This is a genomic window from Bradyrhizobium sp. USDA 4461, assembly GCF_054055655.1.
In genome coordinates this window covers 4391954-4418347 of sequence record NZ_JBSRXM010000001.1, presented here as the reverse complement: position 1 = coordinate 4418347, position 26394 = coordinate 4391954, and the positions used below count along the sequence as shown (strand labels likewise).

Annotated in this window: 23 protein-coding genes and 1 pseudogene; 9 read left to right on the top strand and 15 right to left on the bottom strand. The window is 59.7% G+C overall.

Going from position 1 to position 26394, the window contains the following annotated elements:
* Nucleotides 1-100 precede the first annotated feature (100 nt).
* The 6 genes from ACVINW_RS20370 to ACVINW_RS20345 all read left to right on the top strand — a co-directional run bounded on the left by ACVINW_RS20370 (nucleotide 101) and on the right by ACVINW_RS20345 (nucleotide 6613).
* Nucleotides 101-3451 (top strand): TonB-dependent receptor domain-containing protein, encoded by a 3351-nt coding sequence (locus ACVINW_RS20370; RefSeq protein ID WP_456752935.1) that lies wholly within the window; start codon nucleotides 101-103, stop codon nucleotides 3449-3451.
* 74 nt (nucleotides 3452-3525) lie between these two features.
* Nucleotides 3526-4335, top strand: a complete 810-nt coding sequence (exbB, locus tag ACVINW_RS20365; protein WP_456752934.1) for a tonB-system energizer ExbB — start codon at nucleotides 3526-3528, stop codon at nucleotides 4333-4335.
* Between the two features lie 5 nt (nucleotides 4336-4340).
* A complete protein-coding gene (gene exbD, locus ACVINW_RS20360) occupies nucleotides 4341-4775 on the top strand; it encodes a TonB system transport protein ExbD (RefSeq protein ID WP_456752933.1) in 435 nt (144 codons plus the stop codon).
* The gene (locus tag ACVINW_RS20355; protein WP_456752932.1) at nucleotides 4772-5494 is read left to right on the top strand and encodes a TonB family protein; all 723 of its coding nucleotides are present in this window, start codon (nucleotides 4772-4774) and stop codon (nucleotides 5492-5494) included. Before exbD ends, ACVINW_RS20355 begins: the two co-directional genes overlap by 4 nt.
* Nucleotides 5495-5644: 150 nt before the next feature.
* Nucleotides 5645-5905, top strand: a complete 261-nt coding sequence (locus ACVINW_RS20350; RefSeq protein WP_456752931.1) for a hypothetical protein — start codon at nucleotides 5645-5647, stop codon at nucleotides 5903-5905.
* Nucleotides 5906-6472: 567 nt separating this feature from the next.
* Nucleotides 6473-6613, top strand: coding sequence for a hypothetical protein (locus ACVINW_RS20345; protein WP_456752930.1), 141 nt, complete (start codon nucleotides 6473-6475; stop codon nucleotides 6611-6613).
* Nucleotides 6614-6986: 373 nt separating this feature from the next.
* Here ACVINW_RS20345 and ACVINW_RS20340 read toward each other — a convergent pair whose 3' ends face one another.
* The 4 genes from ACVINW_RS20340 to noeE all read right to left on the bottom strand — a co-directional run bounded on the left by ACVINW_RS20340 (nucleotide 6987) and on the right by noeE (nucleotide 11614).
* Nucleotides 6987-7184, bottom strand: a complete 198-nt coding sequence (locus ACVINW_RS20340) for a hypothetical protein (protein WP_456752929.1) — start codon at nucleotides 7182-7184, stop codon at nucleotides 6987-6989.
* Between the two features lie 129 nt (nucleotides 7185-7313).
* Nucleotides 7314-9200 (bottom strand): sulfate adenylyltransferase subunit CysN, encoded by a 1887-nt coding sequence (gene cysN / locus ACVINW_RS20335; protein WP_456752928.1) that lies wholly within the window; start codon nucleotides 9198-9200, stop codon nucleotides 7314-7316.
* Entirely contained in the window at nucleotides 9200-10099 is a 900-nt protein-coding gene (gene cysD / locus ACVINW_RS20330; protein WP_456756451.1) for a sulfate adenylyltransferase subunit CysD, read from the bottom strand. Before cysD ends, cysN begins: the two co-directional genes overlap by 1 nt.
* 252 nt (nucleotides 10100-10351) lie before the next feature.
* On the bottom strand, nucleotides 10352-11614 hold the full coding sequence (noeE, locus tag ACVINW_RS20325; protein WP_456752927.1) for a nodulation protein NoeE: 1263 nt from the start codon (nucleotides 11612-11614) through the stop codon (nucleotides 10352-10354).
* A gap of 717 nt (nucleotides 11615-12331) precedes the next feature.
* Here noeE and ACVINW_RS20320 point away from each other — a divergent pair.
* Nucleotides 12332-12874: a MarR family transcriptional regulator gene (locus tag ACVINW_RS20320; protein ID WP_456752926.1), complete on the top strand. Its 543-nt coding sequence runs from the start codon at nucleotides 12332-12334 to the stop codon at nucleotides 12872-12874.
* 713 nt (nucleotides 12875-13587) lie between these two features.
* Here the strand turns inward: ACVINW_RS20320 and ACVINW_RS20315 are convergent.
* Nucleotides 13588-13752, bottom strand: coding sequence for a hypothetical protein (locus tag ACVINW_RS20315; RefSeq protein WP_456752925.1), 165 nt, complete (start codon nucleotides 13750-13752; stop codon nucleotides 13588-13590).
* Nucleotides 13753-14540: 788 nt separating this feature from the next.
* Here ACVINW_RS20315 and ACVINW_RS20310 point away from each other — a divergent pair.
* On the top strand, nucleotides 14541-14783 hold the full coding sequence (locus ACVINW_RS20310) for a hypothetical protein (RefSeq protein WP_456752924.1): 243 nt from the start codon (nucleotides 14541-14543) through the stop codon (nucleotides 14781-14783).
* Nucleotides 14784-16065: 1282 nt separating this feature from the next.
* Here ACVINW_RS20310 and ccoS read toward each other — a convergent pair.
* The 10 genes and pseudogenes from ccoS to ACVINW_RS20260 all read right to left on the bottom strand — a co-directional run bounded on the left by ccoS (nucleotide 16066) and on the right by ACVINW_RS20260 (nucleotide 25826).
* Nucleotides 16066-16233, bottom strand: coding sequence for a cbb3-type cytochrome oxidase assembly protein CcoS (ccoS, locus tag ACVINW_RS20305; RefSeq protein ID WP_456752923.1), 168 nt, complete (start codon nucleotides 16231-16233; stop codon nucleotides 16066-16068).
* Complete coding sequence (locus ACVINW_RS20300) at nucleotides 16233-18419, bottom strand: heavy metal translocating P-type ATPase (RefSeq protein ID WP_456752922.1); 2187 nt, start codon at nucleotides 18417-18419, stop codon at nucleotides 16233-16235. Before ACVINW_RS20300 ends, ccoS begins: the two co-directional genes overlap by 1 nt.
* A gap of 11 nt (nucleotides 18420-18430) precedes the next feature.
* Nucleotides 18431-18931, bottom strand: coding sequence for a FixH family protein (locus ACVINW_RS20295; protein ID WP_456752921.1), 501 nt, complete (start codon nucleotides 18929-18931; stop codon nucleotides 18431-18433).
* Nucleotides 18932-18955: 24 nt separating this feature from the next.
* Nucleotides 18956-20425: a cytochrome c oxidase accessory protein CcoG gene (gene ccoG, locus ACVINW_RS20290; RefSeq protein ID WP_456752920.1), complete on the bottom strand. Its 1470-nt coding sequence runs from the start codon at nucleotides 20423-20425 to the stop codon at nucleotides 18956-18958.
* A gap of 76 nt (nucleotides 20426-20501) precedes the next feature.
* Nucleotides 20502-21375, bottom strand: a pseudogene (gene ccoP / locus ACVINW_RS20285) (cytochrome-c oxidase, cbb3-type subunit III).
* 6 nt (nucleotides 21376-21381) lie between these two features.
* Nucleotides 21382-21546, bottom strand: a complete 165-nt coding sequence (locus ACVINW_RS20280) for a cbb3-type cytochrome c oxidase subunit 3 (RefSeq protein WP_456752919.1) — start codon at nucleotides 21544-21546, stop codon at nucleotides 21382-21384.
* An 11-nt stretch (nucleotides 21547-21557) separates the two neighbouring features.
* Nucleotides 21558-22292, bottom strand: coding sequence for a cytochrome-c oxidase, cbb3-type subunit II (gene ccoO, locus ACVINW_RS20275; protein ID WP_456752918.1), 735 nt, complete (start codon nucleotides 22290-22292; stop codon nucleotides 21558-21560).
* 8 nt (nucleotides 22293-22300) lie between these two features.
* Nucleotides 22301-23953: a cytochrome-c oxidase, cbb3-type subunit I gene (ccoN, locus tag ACVINW_RS20270; protein ID WP_456752917.1), complete on the bottom strand. Its 1653-nt coding sequence runs from the start codon at nucleotides 23951-23953 to the stop codon at nucleotides 22301-22303.
* 825 nt (nucleotides 23954-24778) lie between these two features.
* Entirely contained in the window at nucleotides 24779-25006 is a 228-nt protein-coding gene (locus ACVINW_RS20265; RefSeq protein ID WP_456752916.1) for a hypothetical protein, read from the bottom strand.
* Nucleotides 25007-25484: 478 nt separating this feature from the next.
* A complete protein-coding gene (locus ACVINW_RS20260) occupies nucleotides 25485-25826 on the bottom strand; it encodes a hypothetical protein (RefSeq protein WP_456752915.1) in 342 nt (113 codons plus the stop codon).
* Nucleotides 25827-26020: 194 nt separating this feature from the next.
* Between ACVINW_RS20260 and ACVINW_RS20255 the strand changes: the two genes are divergently transcribed.
* The gene (locus ACVINW_RS20255; RefSeq protein ID WP_456752914.1) at nucleotides 26021-26197 is read left to right on the top strand and encodes a hypothetical protein; all 177 of its coding nucleotides are present in this window, start codon (nucleotides 26021-26023) and stop codon (nucleotides 26195-26197) included.
* The last annotated feature ends 197 nt before the right edge of the window (nucleotides 26198-26394 follow it).

Sequence of the window (26394 nt, the reverse complement as noted above, 5' to 3'; positions counted from 1 at the left end):
CGCCGCGCCATAGGCGCGCCGCGAGCTGGGGAGCCGAAGCTCCTTCGGGGCCACCGCGCTTTTACGTCGTGGGCAAGCGTTCAATCAGGAAACATTTTTCATGGGCACTCCGTTTCTCCTTCGCACTTTCCGCGGCATTTTGCTGTCGGCATCGTCGCTCACGCTCGTGGTGGCATCGGGTGCAGCCGCGCTCGCCCAAGCCCCCGCAGGCCCGGCCCCGCAGGGGACGACCTCGACGCCGCAGCCGAGTGCCTCCCCGTCCGCCCAGCCTTCGCCGCAGCCGGAAAGCGCGGCCACACCGGCGCCCTCAGAGTCACCGGCCAATTCGCCGACCCCGCAATCAACGCCGGCCGTGCAGGCCGCGCCGCCGGGCGCCAACGTCCTGCCCGAGACCCGGGTTGCGGCGCCGGCCGAGCGGCGGCGGCCGCAAACGCGCCCGCCACGGCAGGCTGTGCGCAATCCGCCGTCGACAGCGGCGCCCGTGCCAAGCGCGGAGCAGGCCCAGGCTGGGGCGAATCGCCAGGTCGTCCAGCAGACCCAGAATTTCGACCAGCGGCGCGACAACGTCATCATGCCCAAGGTTGGCACGACAAACTATCAACTTAGCCAGAGGGATATCGAGAGCCTGCCGCAGGGCAATGCCGCCCAGCTCAGCGATATCGTGCTGCAATTTCCGGGCGTCTACCAGGACTCGACGAGCTCGGGGGATTTTCACGTCCGCAACGAGCACGCCAACGTTCAGTACCGGATCAACGGGATTCTGCTGCCGGATGGCGTGTCCGGCTTCTCGCAGCTTCTGGAGACGTCTTTCATCGGCAGCATCGGCCTGATCACGGGTGCACTGCCGGCGCAATATGGCCTGCGTACCGCCGGCATCCTCGACATCACGACCAAGACCGGAGCGGCCCTGTCCGGCGGCAGCGTCAGCGTCTACGGCGGCAGCCGTCAGACCATCACGCCAAGCTTCGAATATGGCGGGGTCGAGGGGAAGACCGAGTATTACGTCGCTGGCCGCTATCTCAGCACCGGCCTCGGCCTTGAGAATCCCTTAGCGACGCTCAACGCCATTCACGATCATTCCGAACAAGGCAGGTTCTTCGCCTATACCTCCACGGTGCTCGATCCAACTGCGCGAGTGGTCACCATTTCGGGGTTCGGAGAGACCCGTTACCAGATCCCCAACAATCCCGGACAGCCTGGCAACGTGGGAGGCTTTTGCGGCGGTCCATTCGACCCCGCAAATCCCTGCCTCAACCCGGATGGCACCCCAAACCCGAATGCTCCCGCCTATACAGCGTTTGGCAAGAGTAGTTTCGATTCGGCCACCCTTAATCAAAACCAATACGAGAAGAACGCCTACAACGTCATTGCTTGGCAGAAATCCGAAGGCAATTTCGATGCGCAGCTCGCCTATTATTCGCGTTACAGCGATCTTCATTTTGTTCCCGACCCGGTGGGCGATCTCTTCATCAACAACGTCGCATCCGATGTGTACCGCAGCTCGTTCCTGAACGGGGTTTCCGGCGATTTCTCTTACCGCCTGAACGAAGCGCACACGCTTCGGGCCGGCTTCTACACCAACGGCGAGCACACCAGCATCGCCACCGGAAGCACGGTCCAGCCGCTCGACCCGAATGATCCTAGCGGGCTGACTGCGATCGACAGACCCTTCAACATTCTCGACAGCAGCAAATTATTCGGCTGGCAGCTTGGGGCCTATGCCCAGGATGAATGGCGGCTCACCCAGCAACTCACGCTCAACTACGGCCTGCGGTTCGACCAGATCTACCAATATGTCGACGCCAACCAATTCAGTCCGCGCGCAAGCCTGACCTATAAACCATGGTGGTCGACTGTCCTGCACATCGGCTACATGCGAACGTTCGAACCTCCACAACAGGTGCTTGGCCGAACGATTGCGACCCAGATCTTCAACGGAACCACCGCCGGCACCCCGATCGTCACCCCCGATCAGGCCACCTTGCTTCCCGGCCAGGTGGCCGGCCAGCCGCTCCAGAATGCCGGCGCGATCCAACCCGAACGGGCGAACGTGTACGACGCCGGCTTCACGCAACAACTGCTGCCGCAATGTCCAACGGCACCAGGCGCAATGCCCAGCAAAGCGCCAGTCCCGGCAGCAAATTGTCCGACCCTGGAGCTCGGCGGCAGCATCTACTACAAGACCGCCCGGGACCTGCTTGATGATGGGCAGTTCGGCCAAGCCTATGTGCTCACCGCGTTTAACTATGACAGAGCCGAGAATTACGGCGCCGAGCTGAAACTCAGATATCGATACGGCGGCTTCTCCGCTGACACCAGTTGGGCCTGGGGCGTCCAGCACGCACACACCGTCGTATCAAACCAGACCCTGTTTAGTCCGGACGACCTGATCTACATCCGGAATAATTGGATCCACACCGACCATGATCAAACCTATACTGGTTCGGGACGGGTCGCATACCGGTGGAGCGACACCAGCACCTGGTTGGACGGCACCACCGCGAGTGCAACCTTCATCTACGGCACTGGCTTGCGCACGACGCCGGCGGGGGTGCTTTGCCCGAACTGCGACCACCTGCCATCCTATTGGCAGGTCAATACCGGCCTGTCGCATGAATTTGCCAATGGCTGGAACGGACTGCCGGTAACGGTGCGGTTCGACGTGGTCAACGTGACCGACTACATCTACCAGATCCGCAACGGCAGCGGCATCGGCGTGTTCGCGCCTCAATACGGACCGCGGCGCGGGTACTACTTCGGCATATCGCAGAAGCTCGGCGCTCCGGAGAAGACTGCCGGCGTCTTGCCCGCCTTCCACACCAAGGCTCCCACACCCATGGCAACCGTTTACGATTGGGCTGGCCCCTATGTCGGCGCCAACTTCGGCGGCGCGTTCAGCTCAGGCGAGCACGTGCTCGCGCCGATTGGGTGGGGCACGACCAATCCGAGCGGAGTGCTCGGCGGTTTGCAGGCCGGTTACAATTATCTGCTCATGCCCAACGTGTTGGTCGGCATCGAAGGCGAACTCGCCTGGACGTCGGCTCAAGGCAAAGCCAATTTCGTCGATCCAGCCGGCACGGCCTCGCTCTCGGTGACAAGCGACCACAACTGGTATGACACCTTCACCGGCAGAATCGGCTACGTCACCGGGCCGCTGATGCTCTACGCAAAGGGCGGCGCCGCGTGGATGAACGCCGATTATCGCATGGAGGTGAACAGCGGGCTCGACGGTGTCACTGTTGCTAACACCACCCGTCCCGGATGGATCGCGGGCGGCGGCCTGGAATACATGCTGGGATCACACTGGTCGGCGAAGCTCGAGTATGACCATCTCGCCTTCGGCGGCAAAGACCTGGATTTCGTCAATCCGTTCGGCACCAGCGTGACCGTCAAGACCGAGGTCAACCAAGTCAAAGCCGGCGTGAATTATCACCTTGAGGGATTGCTTTAGCGACTGGTAAGCGCGCGAGCAGGCCCACAAGTATGGGGAACAAGTGGGGGCCGATTGAGACGAGAAAGAACGAGATGAAAGCTAGCGAAAAAAAGGCTCGGCGCAGAATTTGGCTCCGGCTGCTGCCGAGTGGCCTCATTCTTGCGGCCCTCGCGATCCACTCGCAGCCCGCGTTCGCCCAAGTTCCGGATTCCCTGTTGCCGCGCAATCTGTCGCCGTGGGGAATGTTCCTCAACGCCGATATCGTCGTGAAGGCCGTCATGATCGGGCTCGCCTTCGCCTCGCTCGTGACCTGGACGGTCTGGCTTGCCAAGACCATCGAGCTGCGCGTCGGCAGGGGTCGCGCGCTGCGGCGGGTGAGAATGCTGGAGCAAGGTGGCAGCCTCACGGAGGCGGCCCATGAATGCAATGGCGACCGCGATGCTGTCGCGCAGCTGATCCTCTCGACGGCGCGCGAGGCGGAACTGTCCGACGGTATCGTCGACGACGGCTTCAAGGAGCGTGTCGCGCTTCGGCTGGAACGTGTGGAAGCAGCGATGACGCGAGAGATTTCGCGCGGCATTGGCATTCTTGCCACCATCGGCGCGACTGCCCCCTTTGTCGGCCTGTTCGGCACGGTTTGGGGCATCATGAACTCTTTCATCGGCATTTCGGAATCCCATACCACGAACCTCGCGGTGGTTGCTCCCGGCATTGCCGAGGCGCTGCTCGCCACCGCGCTCGGGCTTGTGGCCGCGATCCCGGCGGTCGTGATCTACAATCACCTCGCCCGCGTGGTCGCCGGCTATCGCGCGCTCCTGAGTGACGCCTCGGCGCAGCTCCTGCTTCTGATCAGCCGCGGGCAGCGCAGTCAGGACGTGGTCCTGCCACGCGCTGCGGAGTGACCGCCATGGCTGTCCGTCTTGGTTCTCGTTCGAACGGCGATGATCTCGAAATTCAGCATGAGATCAACGTCACGCCCTTCATCGACGTGATCCTGGTGCTGCTCATCATCTTCATGGTCGCCGCGCCGCTTGCGACCGTCGACATCGGCGTGAACCTTCCCGCGAGCACGGCACCCGAGCAGCCTCGCCCGGACAAGCCGGTTTTCGTCACGATCAAACCGGACCAGACCATTGCCGTCGGCGAAACCGTTGTGGCGCGCGAAACCCTCGCGAGTGCGCTGGATAGCGCCACCAACAACCACAAGGACGAAACCATCTTCGTCCGCGCCGACAAGTCGCTGAGCTATGGCGAGCTGATGGAGGTGATGAACACCTTGCGCGACGGCGGCTATCTCAAGCTCGCCCTGGTCGGGCTGGAAGCGCCGGCGGCGAAGCCATGAACGCCCGCGCCCTGCATCTGCCTGACAATCGCGGCGTATCACGTTGGACGCTGGCGGCGCTGGCAATCCTGCTGGCGCATGCCTCGATCGTGGCCGCCATTGCATTGTGGTATTCCCGCAGCCCCTTCGAGCCCAACATCATTCCTGCGATCAGCGTCACGCTCGCCCCAGTCGACGCCAGCTCACCTGAAATTCAGAACCACGATATCGCGGTCGGCCCGACCATGCAGCAGGCGGAGGAGACGCCCAAGGAGCAGCCCAAGCAGGAGCAGCCAGTCGAGAAGGTTGAACAGCCGCCACCTCCGCAAGCACAGGCCGAGGTCACCCTGCCGCAAGAGACGCCCAAGCAAGTCGAGGAGCCAAAGCCGCAGGTGCAGCCGCCCGCGCCCGAGACACGCGCGCCGCCGAAGACCGAACATGTCGGCCAGTTCTCACAGGCGAGCGCGAGGGCCTATAACGCCCTCGTGTTCGGTCATCTGCAGCGCTTCAAACGTTACCCGGCGGCAGCGCATGGTGCCTCGGGAACAACGGTGCTGCGGTTCGACCTGAATCGTGCGGGCGAAGTGATCGCAAGCGAAATATCCAAGTCGTCAGGCAATACAGTGCTCGACCGGGAGGCGCTCGAACTGCTTCATCGCGCAAGTCCCTTCCCGCCCTTCCCGGTCGAGAAGCCCGGGGCGCGCGATAGCTATCTCGCGCCGGTCGCTTTCGCGCGCTGACGCCTGCGGCGAGATCCGTAGTTTCGTCGGGATGAGGATAGTCCATGCCGATAACGGGTGATCTCAGGGAGCAATAGACCGCACGGTCAGAGTAGTAGAGCAGCCCGTTTGCCTCGGTCGGATTGTTGGCCACTCACAGAGGAGTGCCGAATGACAATGCGAACCTCGTTGTTGGTCCTTTTCTTTCTGCTTTGCAGTGTGGTGACGGCTGCTTTCATGGGTAGCGCCGTCACTAAGAACGATCCTTGGAATCCTCATCATATCGACGATCTGCCTGCCGAAGTCCGACAATATATCGCAGCAATCTGCAAGGGGCCCTCCAGCGCCCAGAATGATTTCGCAACCTACTCTCCGCACGAGAAGCGCTGGCGGATCAATCTCGAATACCTTCGATGCGAGGGTTTGGGCTAGTATCGCCCGGGAAATCAATGTTTGGATGTTGACTTCATTGCTGTGGGCTCGCGTTTCCGGCTTGCAGACGGGACTACAGAGACTGTGGGTTCTAAATCAGCAACATTCGAAGGCTCGCACGCCGCTCGCAAAGGTCTCCAAGGAATTAAAGCGCATTGTCGGCGCCGCGCGCGTCAAGGCCTCACAACTCGGCATTGGACGCGCCCTGGCAAGAACTTCCTGACGTTTTGCAGCATTGATTGGGTCCACATCACATAGTGGCTCTCGCGATCGTAGCAGCGGCCTTCGGTAGAAAGTCGCCGACGAACTCGTTGACCCCAGGTTTGTACGAAACGGACCTCTGCTTTTTGTTGCGAATGTTTCACTTTCTCGAAGCCATGTTTGGACGCTGCTTTACCCAATACTAAACATCGTCGAACGGAAACAGCCCGCGATCGAACCAAGCGACCGTCTCGTCAGCTTCGTGTAAGAGTGCGCCCGTACCGTCGGTTCCCAGATTTCAGTCGCAACGCGCGTCGAACTTGTTGAGCTCGCATCATGTGTTCGAGGCTACTAGGTAGTTTGTGCATGGCGGCAGCCGCCCTTCCGGTGGCCCTGCATTTGGGATTCGCCGTTTGGGAGGTCTGGGCTTTCGCACTCCTCGTCGGGATCGGCGTCTATTTGCTGAACATGACGCCGCGGGAACGCAAGACTGCAGAAAAAGAATAAGCAATCACTCGCAGGCGTCCGCATCGGCCGCGTAAACCAGCAGCGCTGAAGCGCCGCAAAGAGCCTGCAGAGGCGCAGCTGGCTGCGAACAGATCAAACCGGCTTCGGCTGCGGTCGTCCCCCGACGAGCTTTGAGGAGTCTTCGAAAGGAGGAAGGTCGCACACCGACTGAGGCGTTTGATTGCATCATGACAGCCGCCGCTGAAGCATCGGAAAAGGAAAGATTTTCGTGAGCATCGCCGTTTCGACCGGCGGCGCGCCGTTAAACGTCACTCCTATCGTGCGCCAGAGCTCGAGGGCAGATCGTCGAGCAACTGCGCGGCTCTGCCGGATGAGAACGCGAGCCACGCAACAAACAGCGTGACGCGAAAACTCAAGCAACTGGAAGCCGGACTTCTTCTCTGGCCTTTGTCCTGGCGTCGTAGATTCTGACCTGGAGCATGGGACGGCGCTTCTTGAGCTCCTGCGCCCCTGCCCAGGCCCCATCTCTGGTCGCGAATTCGGTTTTCAATTGACCGTCGACTTCGAGCACATAACCAGAAGCTGGCAGGCGAGGAGTGGCTGCGATCATGTTATTCCTTTAACGTGATGGGTCCGCTCGATGCCCTTGCTTATCTGAGTCGCCCTGGCCTGCCATCAGCCTCGTGAGGGACGCATTCCTGCAATCGATGGCACGAAGCCGGTTTGAGGGCGGCGATGACTACTGACCACCGAGAATCGCACGCGCGATCAAGACATCGACGATGGCTTGCGCCATTTGCTCCGGCCCCTGCTCCATCGTCTTGAGATGAATTTCAGGTCTTGTCGGTGCTTCGTAGGATGCATCGATGCCGGTGAAGTTATTGATCTTGCCGGACTTGGCCTTCGAATATAGGCCCTTGGGATCGCGCCGCACGCATTCTTCAATCGGCGTGTCGACAAAGACTTCGATGAATTCCTCCTGGCCGACCAGGTCGCGCACCATGGCCCGTTCGGCTTTGTAGGGTGAAATAAAAGAACAGATCACGATCAAGCCGCTGTCCGCCATCAACTTGGCAACCTCCCCAACGCGCCTGATGTTCTCCACGCGATCGGCCTCGGAGAAGCCGAGGTCCGCGTTTAGTCCGTGCCGGAGGTTGTCCCCGTCCAGCAACATGACATGCTGCGACATCGCGAACAGCTTTTGATCGACGATGTCGGCAATCGTCGACTTTCCTGCGCCGGACAGGCCGGTGAACCAAATGATGCAAGGCTTTTGGTTCTTGAGGGCGGCTCGCTGCTTTCTTCCGACCGCATGGGGTTGCCAGGCGATGTTGGCCGCCCGCCGCAGCGGACATGCGATCATCCCGGCTGCGACTGTGCGGTTGGTATAACGGTCGATGACGATAAATGATCCGGTCTTGCGATTAATCGCGTAAGGATCGAACGCCGCAGGCAGCGCGGTTGAGACATTGCAGAATCCGATCTCGTTAAGACCAAGCGTCCGAGCTGCCAGGTGCTCCCGTGTATTAACGTCGATCCGATGGTTGATCGCACTGATGCTGCCGGCTGTGGTCTGCGCTCCAATGCGCAGAATGTAATTGCGACCTACCACGAGCTGGGCCTCATCCATCCAGATCAAATGAGCGGCGAATTGGTCGGCGAGCTCCGGCCGTTCGGTCGGACGCGCCAGGAGATCGCCGCGCCCAATATCGATTTCGTCTTCAAGAGTAATCGTGATTGCATCCCCGGTCTCGGCCCTGGACAGGTCACCGCTATGCGTCACAATCCGCCGGACGCGCGCGGTCCGCCCAGACGCTGCGACAACGATGTCGTCTCCCACCGCGATGCTTCCCGAGGCGACGGACCCGGCATAACCGCGAAAATCCAGGTCGGGCCGGTTTACCCACTGCACCGGAAAGCGGAAGGCCTGCAGGGAGCTGTTGGACTGGATATCGATGCTCTCAAGGTGGCCGAGCAGGCAGGGACCATCGTGCCAGTGAGTGTTGTCGGAGCGATTGACGACATTGTCGCCGTACCTGGCAGAGATCGGGATCGGAACGATCGATTCGAAGCCAAGATCGCCGGCAAAGGCCACATAGTCGGCGACGATCCGATCAAAGGCCTGTTTGCTGTAGTGGACGAGGTCGATCTTGTTCACTGCCACGACGAGATGGCGGATGCCAAGGAGCGAACAGATGAAGGAGTGGCGCCTGGTTTGGACCAGCACGCCCTTGCGGGCATCGATGAGGATGATAGCGAGCTGAGCATTTGAGGCACCCGTCGCCATGTTGCGAGTATACTGCTCGTGGCCAGGCGTATCTGCCACCATAAACGAGCGCCGCTCCGTCGCAAAGAAGCGGTAGGCCACGTCGATCGTGATACCTTGCTCTCGTTCGGCTTCAAGCCCATCGACGAGCAGCGCGAAATCGATCTCACGGCCGGTCGCGCCGTGCTTGGCGCTGTCCCGTTCCAGCGCCGTCATCTGATCCGTGTAGATCATCTTGCTGTCGTGCAGCAGCCGGCCGATCAAAGTCGATTTGCCGTCATCCACCGAACCGCACGTGATGAATCGCAGCTGATCCTTTGGCTCGGCCTGGACAGATTCCGCTATCGACTTGACAAGCATCAAAAGTAGCCTTCCCGCTTCTTTCTCTCCATCGAAGCGGCTTCATCGGCATCGATCAGGCGGCCCTGGCGCTCCGACACCGTCGCAGTCCGCATCTCTGCGACAATGCCTTGGATCGTCGTCGCATCAGATTCGATAGCCCCGCTCAAAGGATAGCATCCCAGCGTGCGAAAGCGGATCATCCGCATTTGTGGCGTCTCGCCAGGCAGAAGCGGCAATCGCTTGTCGTCGATCATGATCGCCGCGCCATTTCGACGCACGACCGGTCTTTGCTTTGCGAAGTAGAGCGGGACGACCGCGATCTTCTCGCGCATGATGTATTCCCACACGTCGAGCTCAGTCCAGTTTGACATAGCGAAAACGCGCATCGTTTCGCCCTGGCGAATCCGGGTGTTGAACAGGTTCCAGAGCTCCGGCCGCTGATTACGAGGGTCCCATACGTGCCCGGCCGAACGGAAGGAGAGAATCCGCTCTTTTGCGCGGCTCTTTTCCTCATCACGGCGGGCACCGCCGAAAGCCGCGTCGAATTCGTGGAGGTCGAGCGCCTGCTTCAGGGCGTCTGTCTTCATCACCCGGGTATGAAGCGCGGAGCCGGAGTCGATCGGATTGATCCCGCGCTCGATGCCCTCTTGGTTTACATGGACGATCAGATCAAGGCCGAGCCGCCTGGCTGTCGCATCCCGGAAGCTGATCATCTCGCGGAACTTCCAGGTCGTGTCGACGTGGAGCAGGGGAAAAGGCAACTTTGCGGGATAGAAGGCCTTGATCGCAACGTGCAGCATCACGCTCGAGTCTTTTCCGATCGAGTAAAGCATGACCGGCTTTTTGAACTCGGCGACCACGTCTCGCATGATTTCGATCGATTCAGCTTCGAGACGACGCAGATGTTTGGGCAGCATATGGTGCAGGATCTCTGTTGCTCGCCGGTCTACGGCTGCGGTCATGAGAAATGCCGGGGAGGAAGACCGCTCGCCATGACGCATGGCTCGCCGGAGGGTCAAGTGCAACCTGTGATCCGCCGATCACAGCGCATTCCACCGCTGGTGCGAACGCAACCCGGCGCCTGTCATCCGGCGCGCAGATCGGCTCACTACGGGCTGCCTGTTGGCTAAACAATCCAGCGTGTTTTGATCGCAAGCATCCAGATCACCCTAGGGCATATTGAGGGTCTGCTCAAGCCGCGCGACCTCGCCGCGCAAGATCTCAATGGCCACATCACGATCTCGAATGGCATTCAGCACCGCAACGCGCTCAGCTTCCGAGGCCACCAGCACTTGTTGCAACTGAGCTGCCATTGAATTGTCCAGCTGCAGATTCTCCTCGAGGTTGGTGCCCGACAGACCTTGCATCTGCACCATTGATCCGTCGGAACCTGCGCTAACGTCCTTTGAAACTTTCGGAACAGTGCGGACAGATTCACCCGTTTGAGGCGGGCCGGACAATGCTTCTACCTTGCTGCTGCGCAAATCCCACCAGGCCCGGAATATCCGACGATACAGTTCGGTTACCTCTCGACCCCGATCCACCACTCCGGCTTGCCGTGCATGCAGCAGGTCCTGCTCATATCCGAGTTCTGTCAAAAGCTCGGCGCCGACCAGATCGGTAACCGTTTGCATCTCTTCAGGGCTCAATTGGGACTGCCACGCCTTGACAGAGCTTTCGTCGACGGCGCTTCGCTCCAGGATCTTTCGGTCTCCAAAGCTGCTCGATCGAAGATAATCTGCCTGCTCCATCCCCGGCGATGCGACGGCCGCGGGGTCGCAGCCGAGCGCCGTCAATAAGCGGGGGACTTCCTGATCCGGATGCGCCACGAGAAGTTCGTATTTCACCAACTGAGTCTGCGGGCGACGGCGGTGTGCGGCGAGCCTCGGAAGGCCCAGAACCAGATCGGCGAGTGACGATATGATGACATCGGGCAGCCGGAGCATGAGATCAGAGAGAGCAGATACGCTGACAGGATGGGAGATCTCTGCCCGGAGCGGGATGCCCCACGTCGATTTCAGTGAAGCTGCGATGGCATAGGGGTTGCGCATCAGGAGGACGTGTGGCGCTTCCGGATAGACCGATTCAAGAAATTCGAGCGCGGTCCAATAGCGCGGTGTCTTGTCTATGATGATGCGCTTGCCCGCTGTTGTCAGATATTGACCGTACGCAGTATCGGCAAAAGCTCTGCACACCAAGGCGCGATCTATCCGTCCCAAAAATTCGGACGTGGCGGCCTCGATCAGTGAGGGCCCGGCTGGATGTCGCTGATCGACCCTGCCAAATGCCTTAAGTGCCAGCATCAACCAGGGTTCGGGCGGAGCCGCAATGTCAGGATGGTGCTGAAGCAAGTGCGCCAGGAGTGTCGTCCCGGATCGTGGAAGGCCGAGAAGAAAGCAGACTGCCGGCGAACGGTCAAAGCCATCGGTCATATTCAGACCCTAATGCTTGAAAGCGAGCCCAGGCGCCATCGTTTGATTGAGCGGATCGAGCGAACCGTGGGATCACTTGAGGCGACGGCTTGCGCAGCACGCACCGCACGAGACACCTTTCGCTTGCAACTTACCTTTGAGATCTGTTGGACTTCACCGATTTGGCGGATTACAGAAGCATTTCACACCGGCAATCGCCGTCCGCGTTGTTCACACAGTTGAGGCCAAGTCAACGCCAGCTCAAGCCTACGGAGATAGGCCGCAGGCATGGAATGGTTGGCAAGAACCATACGGACGTTTATCGGATAGACGCCGATGCTCGCATGGGACGTTTCGACGCGATGCCGCGTGGGCGCCTGAAAACGCAAACGCGACATGCGCCTCGCTGGTGCTCGGCACAGACCAGAAACTCGGTAAGATTGCCGACAAGTCGACGAGTGCGGGAACAGGCAGACCACAATCACGGATATCTCACTTGGCAGGCGCACGATCCGAGCGGCCTGCGGTATCGCCCCGACGCAAGTTGCCTGCGAATGCTGGCGCTGGCCCACAAGCCGATGAGCGCCGAACCCTGCGCAGCCACCGCTGTCCTATTATTCGCGCCGCGTCCGGACCTGTCCGGATCGTACCAAGCAATTGATTTACCTGCTCTTACGGCGTTGAACCAACTTCCAATTCGCGCTAAGGGAAACTGGTGAAGGACGGAACCTGACCACGATGCCGCCGGATTTGCCCGGTCCAGCTATCGCGCCTGGCAGTATCTCTACTGACGGACTGGGGATGATCCGGCCGTTCATGTGGGAGATCAGATCGATCAGTGCGTGTCTCGATGAGCTTGCCAGATTCCGAGCCAATGTCCTTGGCATCACTGGGCCACAGTGGATGATCCTGATGGCAGTGGCCTACTTGGGCAAGGAAAATGGTGTCCCCGTCAACGCGGTGTCAAAGTTGATGCACGTCGACCCATCCTTCGTCACGACCCACTCAAAGCTGCTGGAGAAGCATGGATTCCTAAGGCGCAAGCACTGCGCAAGCGATGCTCGGATCGTGCAGATGACGCTCACGTCCAAAACTCGCAAACGTCTAGCAACTTTGGCGCCACAACAGCAAGCGCTGGATGAGCTCGCCTCTGATGACGGATCAAGTGAGTTTATTACCAAGCTGGCCGCGGTCAGGCTTCATCTGGAGAAGGTTCGCCGTGAGAGCGGTCCTGGCCTTCCGAAAACTAAACGCACGACCGTCAGAGATGACGCTTCGTGATCATGCCGACGCTTCCAGTCTTCGAGTTTTTCTTGAAGCAGCGCGGACGAAGATGGTTGTGGTCCGTCTATACCGCCGAAGGCGCCCGGGTGATGACGGGTTCAGGACACAGCCGCTCCGCCGCCAGGTATCAAGCCAACCGCGCGCTGTTTCTATTGCTGCTGAGCGCACCGTATCGTTCCGAAGCTCAAGCTAACCACCAGGCTCGGCGGGGCACGCTTAAGCCCAAATCTTAACCTCCGATGATCGTCGAGGAACGCGCCACTCGCAAGGTTGCGCCCATCGGCTACGATATGAACCAATGACCCATCGGGGCGCCGTCCGGCTTTCACAGAATATAACGCAACGTTCTCCACTGTAATCAGCCGAGGAGCCGATTCAAGGAGTTAGTTGAATCTGGCGCCTAGGCAAATCGCGCAGGAAGTGGTGGCCTGGCCGCGACGACCAGGCGCCTTTCAAACACCTCGTCAAAGATGCCGTGGGCTGGAGGCCGCTCCACAATCGCGAAGCTCCAGCCAGCACCTGAGTGAAAAACTCATCTATCCATCTGCAAATCGATCATCGGTCCTGCGAAGCCACAAAGATCTTGAACGCGGCGCCGATCACGGACACACGTTCTGTCCTCTGTCAGCCAAGCTCTTGTCGGGGCAGCCGCCCATGACGTCGTAAGCGGCAATCTCTCCTCGATCAGCCAGCTGAGAGCGCTGTCATGTTCATTGCTCTTTCAGCTTGTTGCGTCGTTCAACGAGACGTCCGATTGCTGTCATCGTGTCCATACGCTCTTTGTGGTTATCCAGTTTTTGCACTTTGCGTTTTAGTTGATCGATCTCCTTGTTGATCCGCTCGATCTCGTTGACAGTGTGATTGGATTGTTTCATGGGCGGCTTCCGGGTTAGCGCTATTCCGAACACGCGCGCTTCGGGTCCTTAGCTGGCTCTATGTTTTTCGCTTATGGAGAGCTGCCAGCCGTTCCGCCTCAGCGAGTGCTGCAGCCTTGGTTCTAAATGGACCAACGTCGTGTTCTTGCGTGTCGGGTAGCCAGGCAGGCAAGAACCACCAACCGCCCGGGCGGTAACTAGTGCGGCTCCTAATCGACCCGATGTGTTCGGCTGTAAACCATCCGGGATCGACCCCGTCCTGTTGCCACAAGATGTTCTTGTCGCTCACTGGGTGCCTCAAGAATGTCAACTCGTCGATTTTCTTCGCTCCGGCCGCATTTTAGCCGTTTCCATAGGACCATGGCAACAAACTGTCGAGCTGGCGGTTCGGGGACTGTTGATGATCCTGGTGCGCACATCGGTGATGTACGCCAGCGGACCTATCTGATTTCGCTTGATGAGGTGGATAGCTCCCGCTTCCGGCGTCATAGCCTAGAAGCGGTCGCGGCGATCGCCTTGAGATGCCTCGGGTTCATGGGGCGGATGCAAAAGACCGTCCTGTTCTCCAGAAGCTTCGCCGTGAGGAAGTTCTGAGCTTTTTCGCCAAGTTGCTGCCTTGTGTTGTCGTCATGGAAGCATGCCATCGTCGCATTACTGTGCGCGCGAGATTCGAGCGCTTGGCCATGATACCAAGATGGTTCCGGCTTCGTACGTGAAGCCCTATGTCGCGCGCAAAAGAACGACTCTTCGGGTAGCGTGTTTCGCTGATCAACGCAATTCGGAGCCATATGGCGCAGTTCGGTGTAATCGCCGCTGCCGGCCCTCAGCAAGTAGGCTCTCTCATAAAGAGGATATCCGATCCGGCGATACTGATCCCCGATGCGGTGCGAGCACCGTTGAATATCCTGGCTGACCAGCTCGTCGCCCTAACTGCTCAGAGCAATGCTCTCGAACCTGTACGGCTCATTGAGCCGAAAATCACTGCGCTTAAAGAGCAGCCGGTGCAACCCAAGCAGAATTCGAACCCTTAGACCGTTCGCGGAAATCCACCAGGCGTATCGCGACACGAATCCAACAGACAATAAATCCAACAAACAATAAGGGCGGCCCGCGAGCCGCCCTACTGTACCAATCACCAGCGCAGCCAATAAGCTAACGCTGATGTCCCAGTCCAATTCCAAGATGCAAAGCCTTCTGGCGTAGCGCACCCACTGAGCGTTTGGTCATTTTTGATATTTTTATGACCGGGGTCCGAGCCTTTGAATGGACCTTGAGCTCTTTGATATCTGCCTTGGTCCACTCGCGCCGCTTAACGCGTTTCTTACTTGCTTTTTTCACAATGAATGCTCCTTCTTAGAGAAGCGGCTTGTAACATAGATTTATCACAGGGACGACCTAAAAAAGATGCAACGTAGAACTCGCGCAAAGATGCAAGCTCGGTCATATGTTCAGAAGAGTATGAATGACGGCGGCCCGGTTGTAAATTTCGTGTAAGTTTCATGTGAAGAGACTTCCCATAAATAGGCGAATGCAGCCCTCCTAATCGACGCACCGCAAGCAGGTCATAACAAGCCTCTGAAAAACTGTTGGCAGGCGAATTGCGAGAAGTCTAAGAATTTCCCAGATTGGTGCTTTATACAAGCTTAGAGGTATCAACTATCGGATCTCTATGAGACGCGGTCGCGATTTCTTCCGAATGGCTCCTGCCACAGTTGACGAGCTGCGTCGTCCAGCTGCAGAGCCTCGTTAGGACGGATCGCGTCAACCAGATCGACGCTCGTCTTCCATTGCGCGGTCTCGGGTCAACCTATCGGGGGGGTACAATCTTGTCGGATGGAACAGCTTTCATTTCTCTAGGCAAAGGAGTGAACGCGGCAAAATCATTGTTGCGTTCGTGATGGTCTCTTAGAAAGAGAGCTGCAACCGACGCCGGGATCAACGGCCAACGCTTTTAGTTTAAATCGCCGCGTTCGTCTAGATTTGGCGGCCCGATCCTCGCGGGAGAATGGGACATCGCCAGCCCGATCGATCATGCGATCGAAGTAACGATAATCGATTAGCTGCAGTACGCCATGCTCGAAGGCGACCGCTTCTGAAGAGACGCAACTATGCTATTCTCGGTCCGGACAAACTGCTCGCCCAGCGGCCGGAAGGGCCACCGAGCAGCCGTTGCTGATCGCGAACAGCTGCTCACCGTCCGATCGTTGCTACCGCATGTCCAAGCAGTTGCTGCGGTGGACCCGCTGGATGCGCGAGCGAGCACTCTCCTGCAACGCGCACGGCCGCCTCCGCAAATGCGCCGGTCCATTTGCACTATTTGGCCCGGCGCCCAGGACCGGCTGGCTCGTCGTCGGTGATTGCACGCCAGGCTGCCCCGTCGAGATCGTCATACTGGCCGCTCTTCAGCGACCACAGAAAGCCCAGCAGGCCGACGAAGCCGAGCGAAAGAGCGAGCGGAACCAGATAGACCAGGACTTCCATCAGGGTACCTCGCTCCTTCGTGCCCGTAGCGCATTGAGCATGACCAGTGCCGACGAACCTGACATTGCTGCAGCGGCAATCAGCGGCGTCACCAGGCCGGCGATCGCAATAGGCACGGCCAAGACATTGTAGACGACAGCAAGCCAGAGATTTTGCCGCATCAGCTGCAGCGCCCTGCGCGAGCCCCTGACCGCCGTCATCACGGGCTGGAGACGCTCACCGAGGAAGATCGCATCCGCGACGGCCTGGCTCATATGGGTAGCGGTAACAGGCGATATCGAAGCATGCGCCGCGGCGAGCGCGGGCGCGTCGTTCAAGCCGTCGCCGACCATCAATACCTTGTATCCCTGGCTGGTCAGACCTTCGATCCGAGCGACCTTGTCCGTCGGTGAGACGTTGGCGCGCCACTCGAGAATGCCGAGCATCTCGGCCACGCGCCGAACAGCTGGCTCTCGATCCCCCGAAACGATTTCCACCATGATACCAAGGCGTGCGAGACTTGCGACGACCTCGGCCGCGTCTGGTCTTATCCGTTGCCGGATGGCGAAGACATGCCTGGCGTCGCCATGGCTGAACGCGACGACAGAAGCCTCGGGTTCGCGGCACAGGATCTCGTTCGCGAGGCTGTCAGCACCGCAGAACGAAGGATGGCCGAGCCTGATCGGCGAGCCTTCATGGTAACCGTGGAGCCCCCGCCCGGGCTCCTCTTCGATATCGGCCAGCGGCTCGCTTACGCCTGCAGCTCGCACGACGGCAGCGGCGATCGGATGGCGGCTCGAGAGCGCCAGCCGGCCCGCCAATTTGACGACCTCGTCGGGAATGGTGGCGAGGTTGGCGACGTCGAGCTCGGGCTGCGTCAGCGTACCGGTTTTGTCGAAGAGCACGCGATCCACCTCGGCAATGCGCTCGATCGCATCCCCGGCATTGAGCAGCACGCCGGAACGGAATAACGCGCCGGAGGCCACGGTCTGCACCGCAGGAATAGCCAGGCCCAGCGCGCAGGGGCAGGTGATAATCAAGACCGCGATCGCATTGACGACCGAATCATGGAATGTTGCGCCGAAGGTCAGCCAACCCAGCATCGTCAGGAACGCCGCTGTGTGAACGATCGGTGCATAGAGCCGCGACGCGCGCTCGGCGAGACGCAGATAGCGCGAGCGCGATTGCAAGGCATGATCAAGTAGCCTGGAAATCTCCGCAAGCAGTGTGCCGTCCGAGGCCGTCGCCGCGCGGACGCGCAGGGTGCCTGATCGGACCAATGTGCCGGCGAATACCGCGCTGCCAGGACCAGCAACCGCCGGCAAGGTCTCGCCGGTAATGAGGCTTTGATCGACCTCGGAGTGTCCCTCGATCACATTGCCGTCGACGGTACAGCACTCGCCGGGTCGCACCAGCACGATATCTCCCGGTTTGATCGCCGCCACCGGAACGGTCCTGATCTCGGTCGGGCTTACGAACTTCGCCGCAGTCTCCGCCTTCAGTGCAGCAAGGTTGCTGGCGAAGGCCCGGGTACGCCGCCTCATGTTCTGGTCCAGGTAGCGGCCTGCGAGCAGGAAGGCGATCAACATGATCGCCGCATCGAAATAGGCGTGCTCGGCATGGCCGATGGTCTCGATCACCGACATTGCCAACGCGAGCAGGATCCCGATGCTGATCGGCACGTCCATATTGGCTGCGCGCGCCCGCAGCGCAGCAAAAGCGGAAGAGAAGAACGGTTGCCCGCAATAGGCCGCGGCCGGCAGCACGATCAGCGCGGAAAGCCAATGAAAGAAGTCGCGCTGCTCCGGCAGCATGTCCGAGATATTTCCGGACCATACCGGGATCGACAGCATCATCACGTTCATCGCGGCAAAGGCGGCGACGGCCAGTCGCCGCAGCAGGCTCTGCGCCCTCGCCGCCTCCAGCGTCTCCGCATTGTCCCGCTGAAAGGGATACGCCCTATAGCCTAATTCGGCGAGCCGTTTGACAAATAGCGCCGGGTCGAGCGCTCCTGCCTTCCATTCGAGCGCCAGCCGGTTTTCGGTGAGGTTCACGCGTGCCGAGATCACATCCGGAATACTCGACAGATTGCGCTCGATCTTGCCCATGCAGCCTGCGCAATTGATGCCCTCCACCGCGAGGTCGAGCTGAATGAGGCCGGCGCCAGTCCTCTTCATAAAGTGAGAAAAATCGATCTCTGCCGGCATGGCATCTGCTCTCAGTTCAGGACAACGCGGTTTTTCGATAGGAACAGGCGGCGGCCATCGGCGTCGGCCTCGATGACGAGATCCCACTGCCCCGCGGCGACGCTCGCGGCGCTACCGCGGTAAGTGCCGACATTGGCCTGCGAGACTTCAATCGCCCGATCGGCCCGGCGGTCTACCGGGCGCTCGAGCCGTGCCACGAAACTTATTCCGGCGACAGGCATGCCCGCGCGGTCGCGCGCCTCGATTGCAAGCACGGCTTCGCCGTCCGACTGCCGATCAATATGTACCTGAACCTGCCAACGTCGCTCGTTCTGCTGTCGTGCCGCAATGATCTCGCGGTCATAGGTGAGGCTCGCGCTATAGGCGCTGTCGACCTCTGTCCCCGGCAAGGTCGTGATGGCAAAGCGCATCATCACCAGGTTGGCGCCAATCACGACCGAAAAGAAGGTGAGAATAGCGATCAGGACGAAGCGTCCGGTGATGGGCCGCGCGACGCGAATTGATGCGGTCATGGTCAGGTCCGGTACAGCGAATCGTTAGGGGAGAACGAAATGGTCCATTGCAGAGGCGACCTCGCCAAGGCCAATGTCGGTGACCCGAAACCTCACCGGCATCGAGTGCTCCGACTTGTCGTCGACCGGCGCTGTCAGCAGCACACGCAGCTCCGTCGTACTATCGCGAGCCAAGACGATCACCGGTCGATCCACGGGCCCCGAATCGGCGCCGATGACGTGGACTGACGTTTCGGTCGGCCCATCGACGTCGATCGCGATCACGCGATCGAAGCCGCGTTTGTTGAGCAAGCGCACGGTATAGCCGTTGCGAACCGAACCGTCGCTGAGCTTGACCGCCACGGGATTACGGTCGTGGAGGATGCTGAGATCGAGCAGAGTTCTCGACGATAGCCCATAGAGCATCACGGCGCAGACGACCACGATCAAAGAAGCATAGACAATCGTGCGCGGGCGTACCGGCTTGAATAGCTCCGGCTTGCCGTCCATCCGACGCCGAATATTGATGTCGTTGTCATAGCCGATCAGACCGGTGTTGCGCCCGATCTTCCTCATGACGGCATCGCAAGCGTCAACGCACAGCCCGCACTGGATGCAGCCCATCTGGGCGCCATTGCGGATGTCGATCCCGGTCGGGCAGACCGCCGCGCATTGATTGCAATCGATGCAGTCTCCGACCCGTTCGCCGCGCGCGCGCAGATCGAATGATTTCTTCAATGAGCAGCGCTGCTCGCCGCGGTCGTATTTATAGGTGACATTGAGGGCCCATTCATCGGTGAGCGCGGCCTGGATGCGCGGCCAAGGACACATATAAACGCAAACCTGCTCGCGCATGTAGCCGGCCAGCAGATACGTCGAAGCGGTCAGGATCAAAATCCAGATATAGGCGATCGCGGGCGCCTGGAACGTTGACAGATCGCGCACCAAGGTCGGCGCGTCGGCGAAGTAGAGCACCCATGCGCCGCCGGTCCACCAAGCGATCATCAACCAGATCGCGTGCTTCAGTACGCGCTTCGCCGCTACCCTCGCTGTCATTGGGCGTGCGGCGGCCTTCAGCCGATCGCGACGGTCGCCCTCGACCCAACGCTCGACCGCATAGAACAGGTCGGCCCAGACCGTCTGCGGACAGAGATAACCACACCAAATCCGCCCGCCCAGCGCGTTCATCAGGAACAGTGCAATGGCGGCAAGCACGAGCAAGCCGGTGAAGTAATAGAGCTCTTGCGGCCAGAGCTCGATGAAGAAGAAGTAGAACCGCCGGTTCGGAAAATCGAGCAACACCGCCTGCTCGGGAGCACCGGGGCCACGTTCCCAACGCACGAAGGGCAGCAGATAGTAGACGCACAGGCACACCGTCATCAGCCGCCATTTGATGGTGCGGAAAGTGCCGCGGATGCTCTGCGGATAGACCTTCCTGTGGGCTACATAGAGGGGTCCATCCTCGTCGATCACCGGATCATCGCGCGAAACGGTCTTGTTCACGGCGGTTTTCATGCTGACCTTGCATCGGGCGCGGATGGCTCGGGTTGATCCGAATTAACGGCGCAGCAGATTTTGCGGCGCATCTCGCCTATTGTCCGCCGCCGAGCGAATGCACATAGACGGCAAGTGCCTTGACGGTGACAGGATCGAGCCGCCGGCTCCAAGCCGGCATGATGCCGGCGCGGCCATAGCTGATGGTCTCGATCAGCGTGTCCTCGTCCGAGCCGTACAGCCAAATCCGGTCCGTCAGATTCGGCGCGCCGAGCGCCTGATTGCCCTTGGCGTTCTCGCCATGGCAGACCGCGCAATTCTCGGCAAAGATCCTTGTGCCGGCCGCAGCATCGAAATTAGCCGCCGTGGTCAGTCCTGACAGCGATCGCACGTAATTGGCTACGGTGCCAATCTCGGTTTTCGTGAGGATGCCGTCACGGCCGAAGGCCAGCATTTGCCCCTCATGCGCCTTCGCATCTCCGGAACGTGCGCCGAACTGGATGGTCTGCAGGATCTGGTCGAGCGATCCGCCCCACAACCAGTCATCGTCATTGAGGTTGGGGTACCCTTTGCCACCTGCGCCGCCACTGCCATGACATGGCGCGCAATTGTCGGCGAACACCGTCTTGCCGCGCGCGCGGGCCAATGCCAGCAGGGCCGGATCCCTCTCGATCTCGCCAAGAGACGCTTCGCCGAGCACGGCCATCTTCTCGCCGCGCAACTTCTCAAGACTTGCAAGGTCGCTGACGACGCTGGCGCGGGTCGAATAGTCAAACGCGCCAGTCGTGTAGCTCGAGAGGAGCGGCCAGGCCGGATAAACGACCCAGTAGCCCATCGCCCAAAGGATCGTGGCGTAGAAGCTCAGAATCCACCAGCGCGGCAGTGGCGTATTGAGTTCCCTTATGGCCGTCCCATTCGTGCCCGGTCGTGGGGCGGCCGGAGACGTGATCGATGTCGTTGTGCTCGGTCATGATCGGTCAGTCCCGGCGCAGCGGCATGCGCGCCGCAGACTCAAAATGCTTCCTGTTGCGGGGCCACAGCGCGTAAACCACGATGGCTACGAAGATGCCGACGAACAGCGGCGTCCAGAGCGTCACGACGAAGCTTGATGCCAGGTTCTCGATGGAAATGATGGCTTTCATCCGAGGGTCCTTCAGCGCAGATTGGCTTTTTCGTCGTAGAGCTTGAAATCGATCAGCGTGCCCAGCATCTGCAGGTAGGCGACGAGCGCATCGAGTTCGCTCGGATTGCCGGCCCTGCCGTCGAAATTGCGCACAGCCGCCTTCGGATAGCGTTTCTGGAAGGACGCGACGTTCGCTCCGTCAGGATCCAGCTGCGCCTTCAGGTCGGCGACAGCGTTCTTGATCTGGTCCTCGGTATAGGGGACGCCGATCGCCCGATTGGTGCGCAGATGCGCGACCATGTCGGTCAGGTCGACCTCCGTGTTCACCAGTGACGGATAGCCTGGCATCACCGATTGCGGCACGATGGCGCGCGGATTGATCAAATGCGTGACATGCCATTCATCGGAATATTTGCCGCCGACACGTGCGAGGTCGGGACCGGTCCGCTTCGAGCCCCATTGAAACGGGTGGTCATACATGCTCTCAGCGGCCAGCGAGTAGTGCCCGTAACGCTCGACCTCGTCGCGCAACGGCCGGATCATCTGCGAGTGACAGAGATAGCACCCCTCACGTACGTAGATGTTGCGGCCGGCAAGCTCGAGCGGCGTATACGGCCGCACACCGTCCACCGCCTCGATCGTGCTCTTGAGGTAGAACAGCGGCGTGATCTCGACCAGGCCACCGACGGCTATCACGGCAAGGATGCCAGCGATCAGGATGATCGAGTTTTTCTCAAAGATCTTGTGTCGGTTCCATAGCGACATGCGATGGCCTATTCCGCGCCCTGGAGGGCTCTAGCGTCCTGGATTTGATCGGTTTCCCGCGCATTCACCGTCATCCAGAGATTAGCGGCCATGATCAGCGCGCCGATCAGGAACAGTGCGCCACCAGCGGCACGGATGATGTAGAAGGGATGCATGGCCTCGACCGACTCGATGAACGAGTACTCGAGGAAGCCAAGCGAGGTGTAGGCGCGCCACATCAGCCCCTGCAGGATGCCGGACACCCACATCGCGGAGATGTAGAGCACGATCCCGATCGTGGCGATCCAGAAGTGCCAGTTGACGAGCTTGAGGCTGTACAGCTCGCGATTCCAAAGCCAGGGAATCAGACAATACAGCGCACCGAATGATACGAAGCCGACCCAGCCCAGCGCGCCCGAATGCACATGGCCGACGGTCCAATCCGTGTAATGACTGAGCGAGTTGACGACCTTGATCGCCATGGTGGGACCTTCGAATGTCGCCATGCCGTAAAAGGCTACGGAAACCACCAGCATACGGAGCACAGGATCGGTGCGCAGCTTGTCCCAGGCGCCAGAGAGCGTCATCAGACCGTTGATCATGCCGCCCCATGAGGGCATCCACAGCATGATCGAAAACGTCATGCCCAGCGTCTGTGTCCAGTCCGGCAGCGCCGTGTAGTGTAGATGGTGCGGGCCGGCCCAGATGTAGAGGAAGATCAGCGCCCAGAAGTGGATGATCGACAGACGATAAGAATAGACAGGACGTTCGGCTCTCTTCGGAATGAAGTAATACATGATCGCCAGGAAACCGGCGGTCAGGAAGAAGCCGACCGCGTTATGGCCGTACCACCACTGGAACATGGCATCCTGCACGCCGCCCCAGGCGATGTAGGATTTCGAGCCTAACACCGACACCGGCAATGCGGGGTTGTTGCCAAGGTGGAGTGCTGCAATGGTGACGATAAAGGCGAGATAGAACCAGTTGGCGACGAAGATATGCGGCTCCTTGCGTTTCAACAGCGTCGCCAGGAACACAACGAGATAAGTGACCCAGACGATGGTGAGCCAGAGATCGGCGTACCACTCCGGCTCGGCATATTCCTTCGATTGGGTGACACCGAACAGATAGCCAGTACCCGCGATCAGAATGAAGAAATTATAGCCAACGACGACAAACCATGGCGCAAGATCGCCGGCCAGGCGGGTACGGCAGGTCTTCTGCACGACGTAGAATGAGGTCGCGATGAGCACGTTTCCGCCGAATGCAAAGATCACAGCCGATGTGTGCAGCGGGCGGAGCCGGCCGAAGCTGGTCCAGGGCAAATCAAAATTCAGTGCAGGCCAGGCAAGTTGCGAGGCGATCAATAGACCGACGGAAAAACCCGCAATGCCCCAAAACATCGCCAGCACCGAGGCAAATTTGATCGGACCGAGATTGTAGTTCGGTCGGCCATTGATCTGCGCAGGCGGTAGTTGCGCCGGCCGTTCGTAGTAGCGATTGAGAATGACGGCTGCGGCGGCAAGACTGGCGGCGGAAGCCAGCAAAGCGTGGAAGGTAAACGCAGAATCGTGCCCCATCGCTCCAGCGAAAAAGCAAACGTAGGCCGACACCGCGAATACCGACATCAGGCCTGCTTCACCCATCGTCGTGGATTTCGAGGCTGGGGACGGGCTTGTCATGGCTAGGCCTTCCTTCAAAGCGGCATGCTTGGGGAATTATTTCGGCGAGCTGCGATTTGGGCTCATCGATGACGAACGCGCTGTGGGAGACCGTCATTGACCTCACGGCCGAGCGCGCGCAGCGTGTGTTCGTTGGGGCAGTCTCTCAGCGGATTTCGATACTTCTCTGTCTTGAGGTCGGCGGCGCAACGGGCTTTAGCCGGACATAGGCCGCATACCCTCTGCAGATCGCGCAAAACGTCACCATGGCATGCGGCAAGCGCATGTTCGGAAAAGCCGGCACGTGCGAGGCGCTTGCTCAACAGTTCGGAACAGCTCGGACTCTGCGCCAGGGTTCGAAAAGCGGATGTGGACAGATTGAGCTCTCGCGCGATCGCATCGATGTCCTGCGGGCTCAAGTAAGCGAGCTCGGACGTCCGAGACAGGCTTGCTCGTAACCGGCTAAGCAAACTCCTAAACCGCCCACGACGACCGATATGTGCAGGTTGGCTAACCATGTGTCTTATCCCTCGACACAGCCATAGCTGCTGGAGTCAGATTTGTTTTTGACCTGCATCAAATAAGATTAACGTCGAAGCGGATCGTTCGATCCGGATCGTCCTACCGCGGATGGTGCTGGGTCGAGTGGCGCAGCGAGCCCGGCTAACCGAGCACCCGGCAAGAGTACGGGCAAGGCCCATTTCGTGTCGCGGCCTGTGTGGGGCGACGGTATTCGCGAGCGCCTTCAAATCGACGCTCAGAGCGACGTTTTACGAGACAGCGATTAAACTCGCGGATTGACCATCGCGATGAACATTCGAAGGACCCCTGCTGGCCGAACTCGAACTAGCCACCCCATGACGGCGGCAATGCAGGCGGGGTTCGAAGCTCCATCGCATCGGCGAAGATGGTCCAGTCGCGGACACCTTTTTGCCTGCAGAAGTCGGTCTCCGCCTGCTGTGCAGCAGCACTCAACGACGCCGCATCGACCTTGAACGCCGCCTGACAGGCGCGATGCTCGTGGCCGGTATCGTCACAAACGGTCTTAATGAAGCGAACGTTAAATGAAGGCATGACTACCCTCTTTTCGGTGGGTCTCGTATCCTTGCCTATTCTGGCACTCCCGCCGGGACGGTATTTGATTTGTCTCAATCGGCAGCCCGAATTATGGCCAATCACCTTGGTTTCTACCGAGTGACGGCGCCCAGTGTGATTGTCAGCCAGACCTACGCTCCCGTGATCGTGAGCAAGAAAGCCGAACGGCTCCTGTCTCGCTCCTGACGGCCCACCCTGCTGCAGCAACGGCAAAGCCGATGATCAGGCTCGCGGTAGTCAGGGTTTCGATCAGGCCCAGGTTCAGGGCTTCCGCGCCAATGCCTATGGCTGCGATCAGTGCCGGCAAGGCCAGCGACAATGCGAGGCGAACAATCAATTTACCGTCTCCTTTGCGCCTCTCACATCATTGGTGACAAGCGTTGTCACTGTCCGGTGAGCCTGAGGTGTGCTTCAATATTCTCATGATTGCGCGTCATGCATTTTGATTTCCATCAACTCAGCTGCTTTCAGGCTTGTCGGACTGAAGCGCGGCCGGGCGAATCACCCGCGATCGAACATGCTTGCCCATCCTGAGCACTCGCGGCGGCGCGTCGCCATCGGTCGTTCCAGACGCGCGTCGTGCTTTTTTGACCTGGATCAATACTTCATCGGCCAGCTGGCGATAAAAAACACTATTCCCGTCAAGGTCGGACACATGACTCACAGAACGATTTGGCGCCCCATCCTCTTTTCGTGCCCAAATACAGGCGAGCGCGTTCAAGGACTGCTGCCGAACGGCCCGGCCGAGCCCGCCAACCAACTGCACCAAATCATCTGCGTCGCTTGCGATGGTGTCCACTTTATCGACCCGAGGACCGGCTCGATGCCCGGAGTCCAGTGCAGCTAGTGACCCGCTCCCAATCAATGCCGTGGCAAGGAGACGAGACGTTCCGCCAACAATGGATGTTCGATATGACAGTCTACGGCAAACTTTGTTCCGGGGGGGCATAATTTCGCAGCCGTCAATCCCGATATTTGGATTGGCAAGTTTTCATGGCCCAACGCAATGGGTTCGACGATGCCTTCGCCGACAGTACAGAGGCGGCGACGGCCGCAATCGAGACCGAACGGCGCGTGTGCAATATTGGGCTGAAGCTGTTCGCGCGGCGGACAAGCGATGTGGTTCGGACTGCCTGGAAGGTGATTGAATTTGTCAGTCGGCGGCGATGAACACCATCCAGGGTCTAACGGCAACGTGACCTGGGAGCGAATCGAGACGGCGCCCTTTGATCGGGACCTGGAGATTGGCGTGATCGAGGGTAATACCATTCATCGGCTGGTCTTCCCCTGCCGCCGAATCTTCGGCGGCTGGATCAGAGCGACGAGCGGGGAGCACGTCGCTGTGCAGCCCACGCACTGGCGCATTT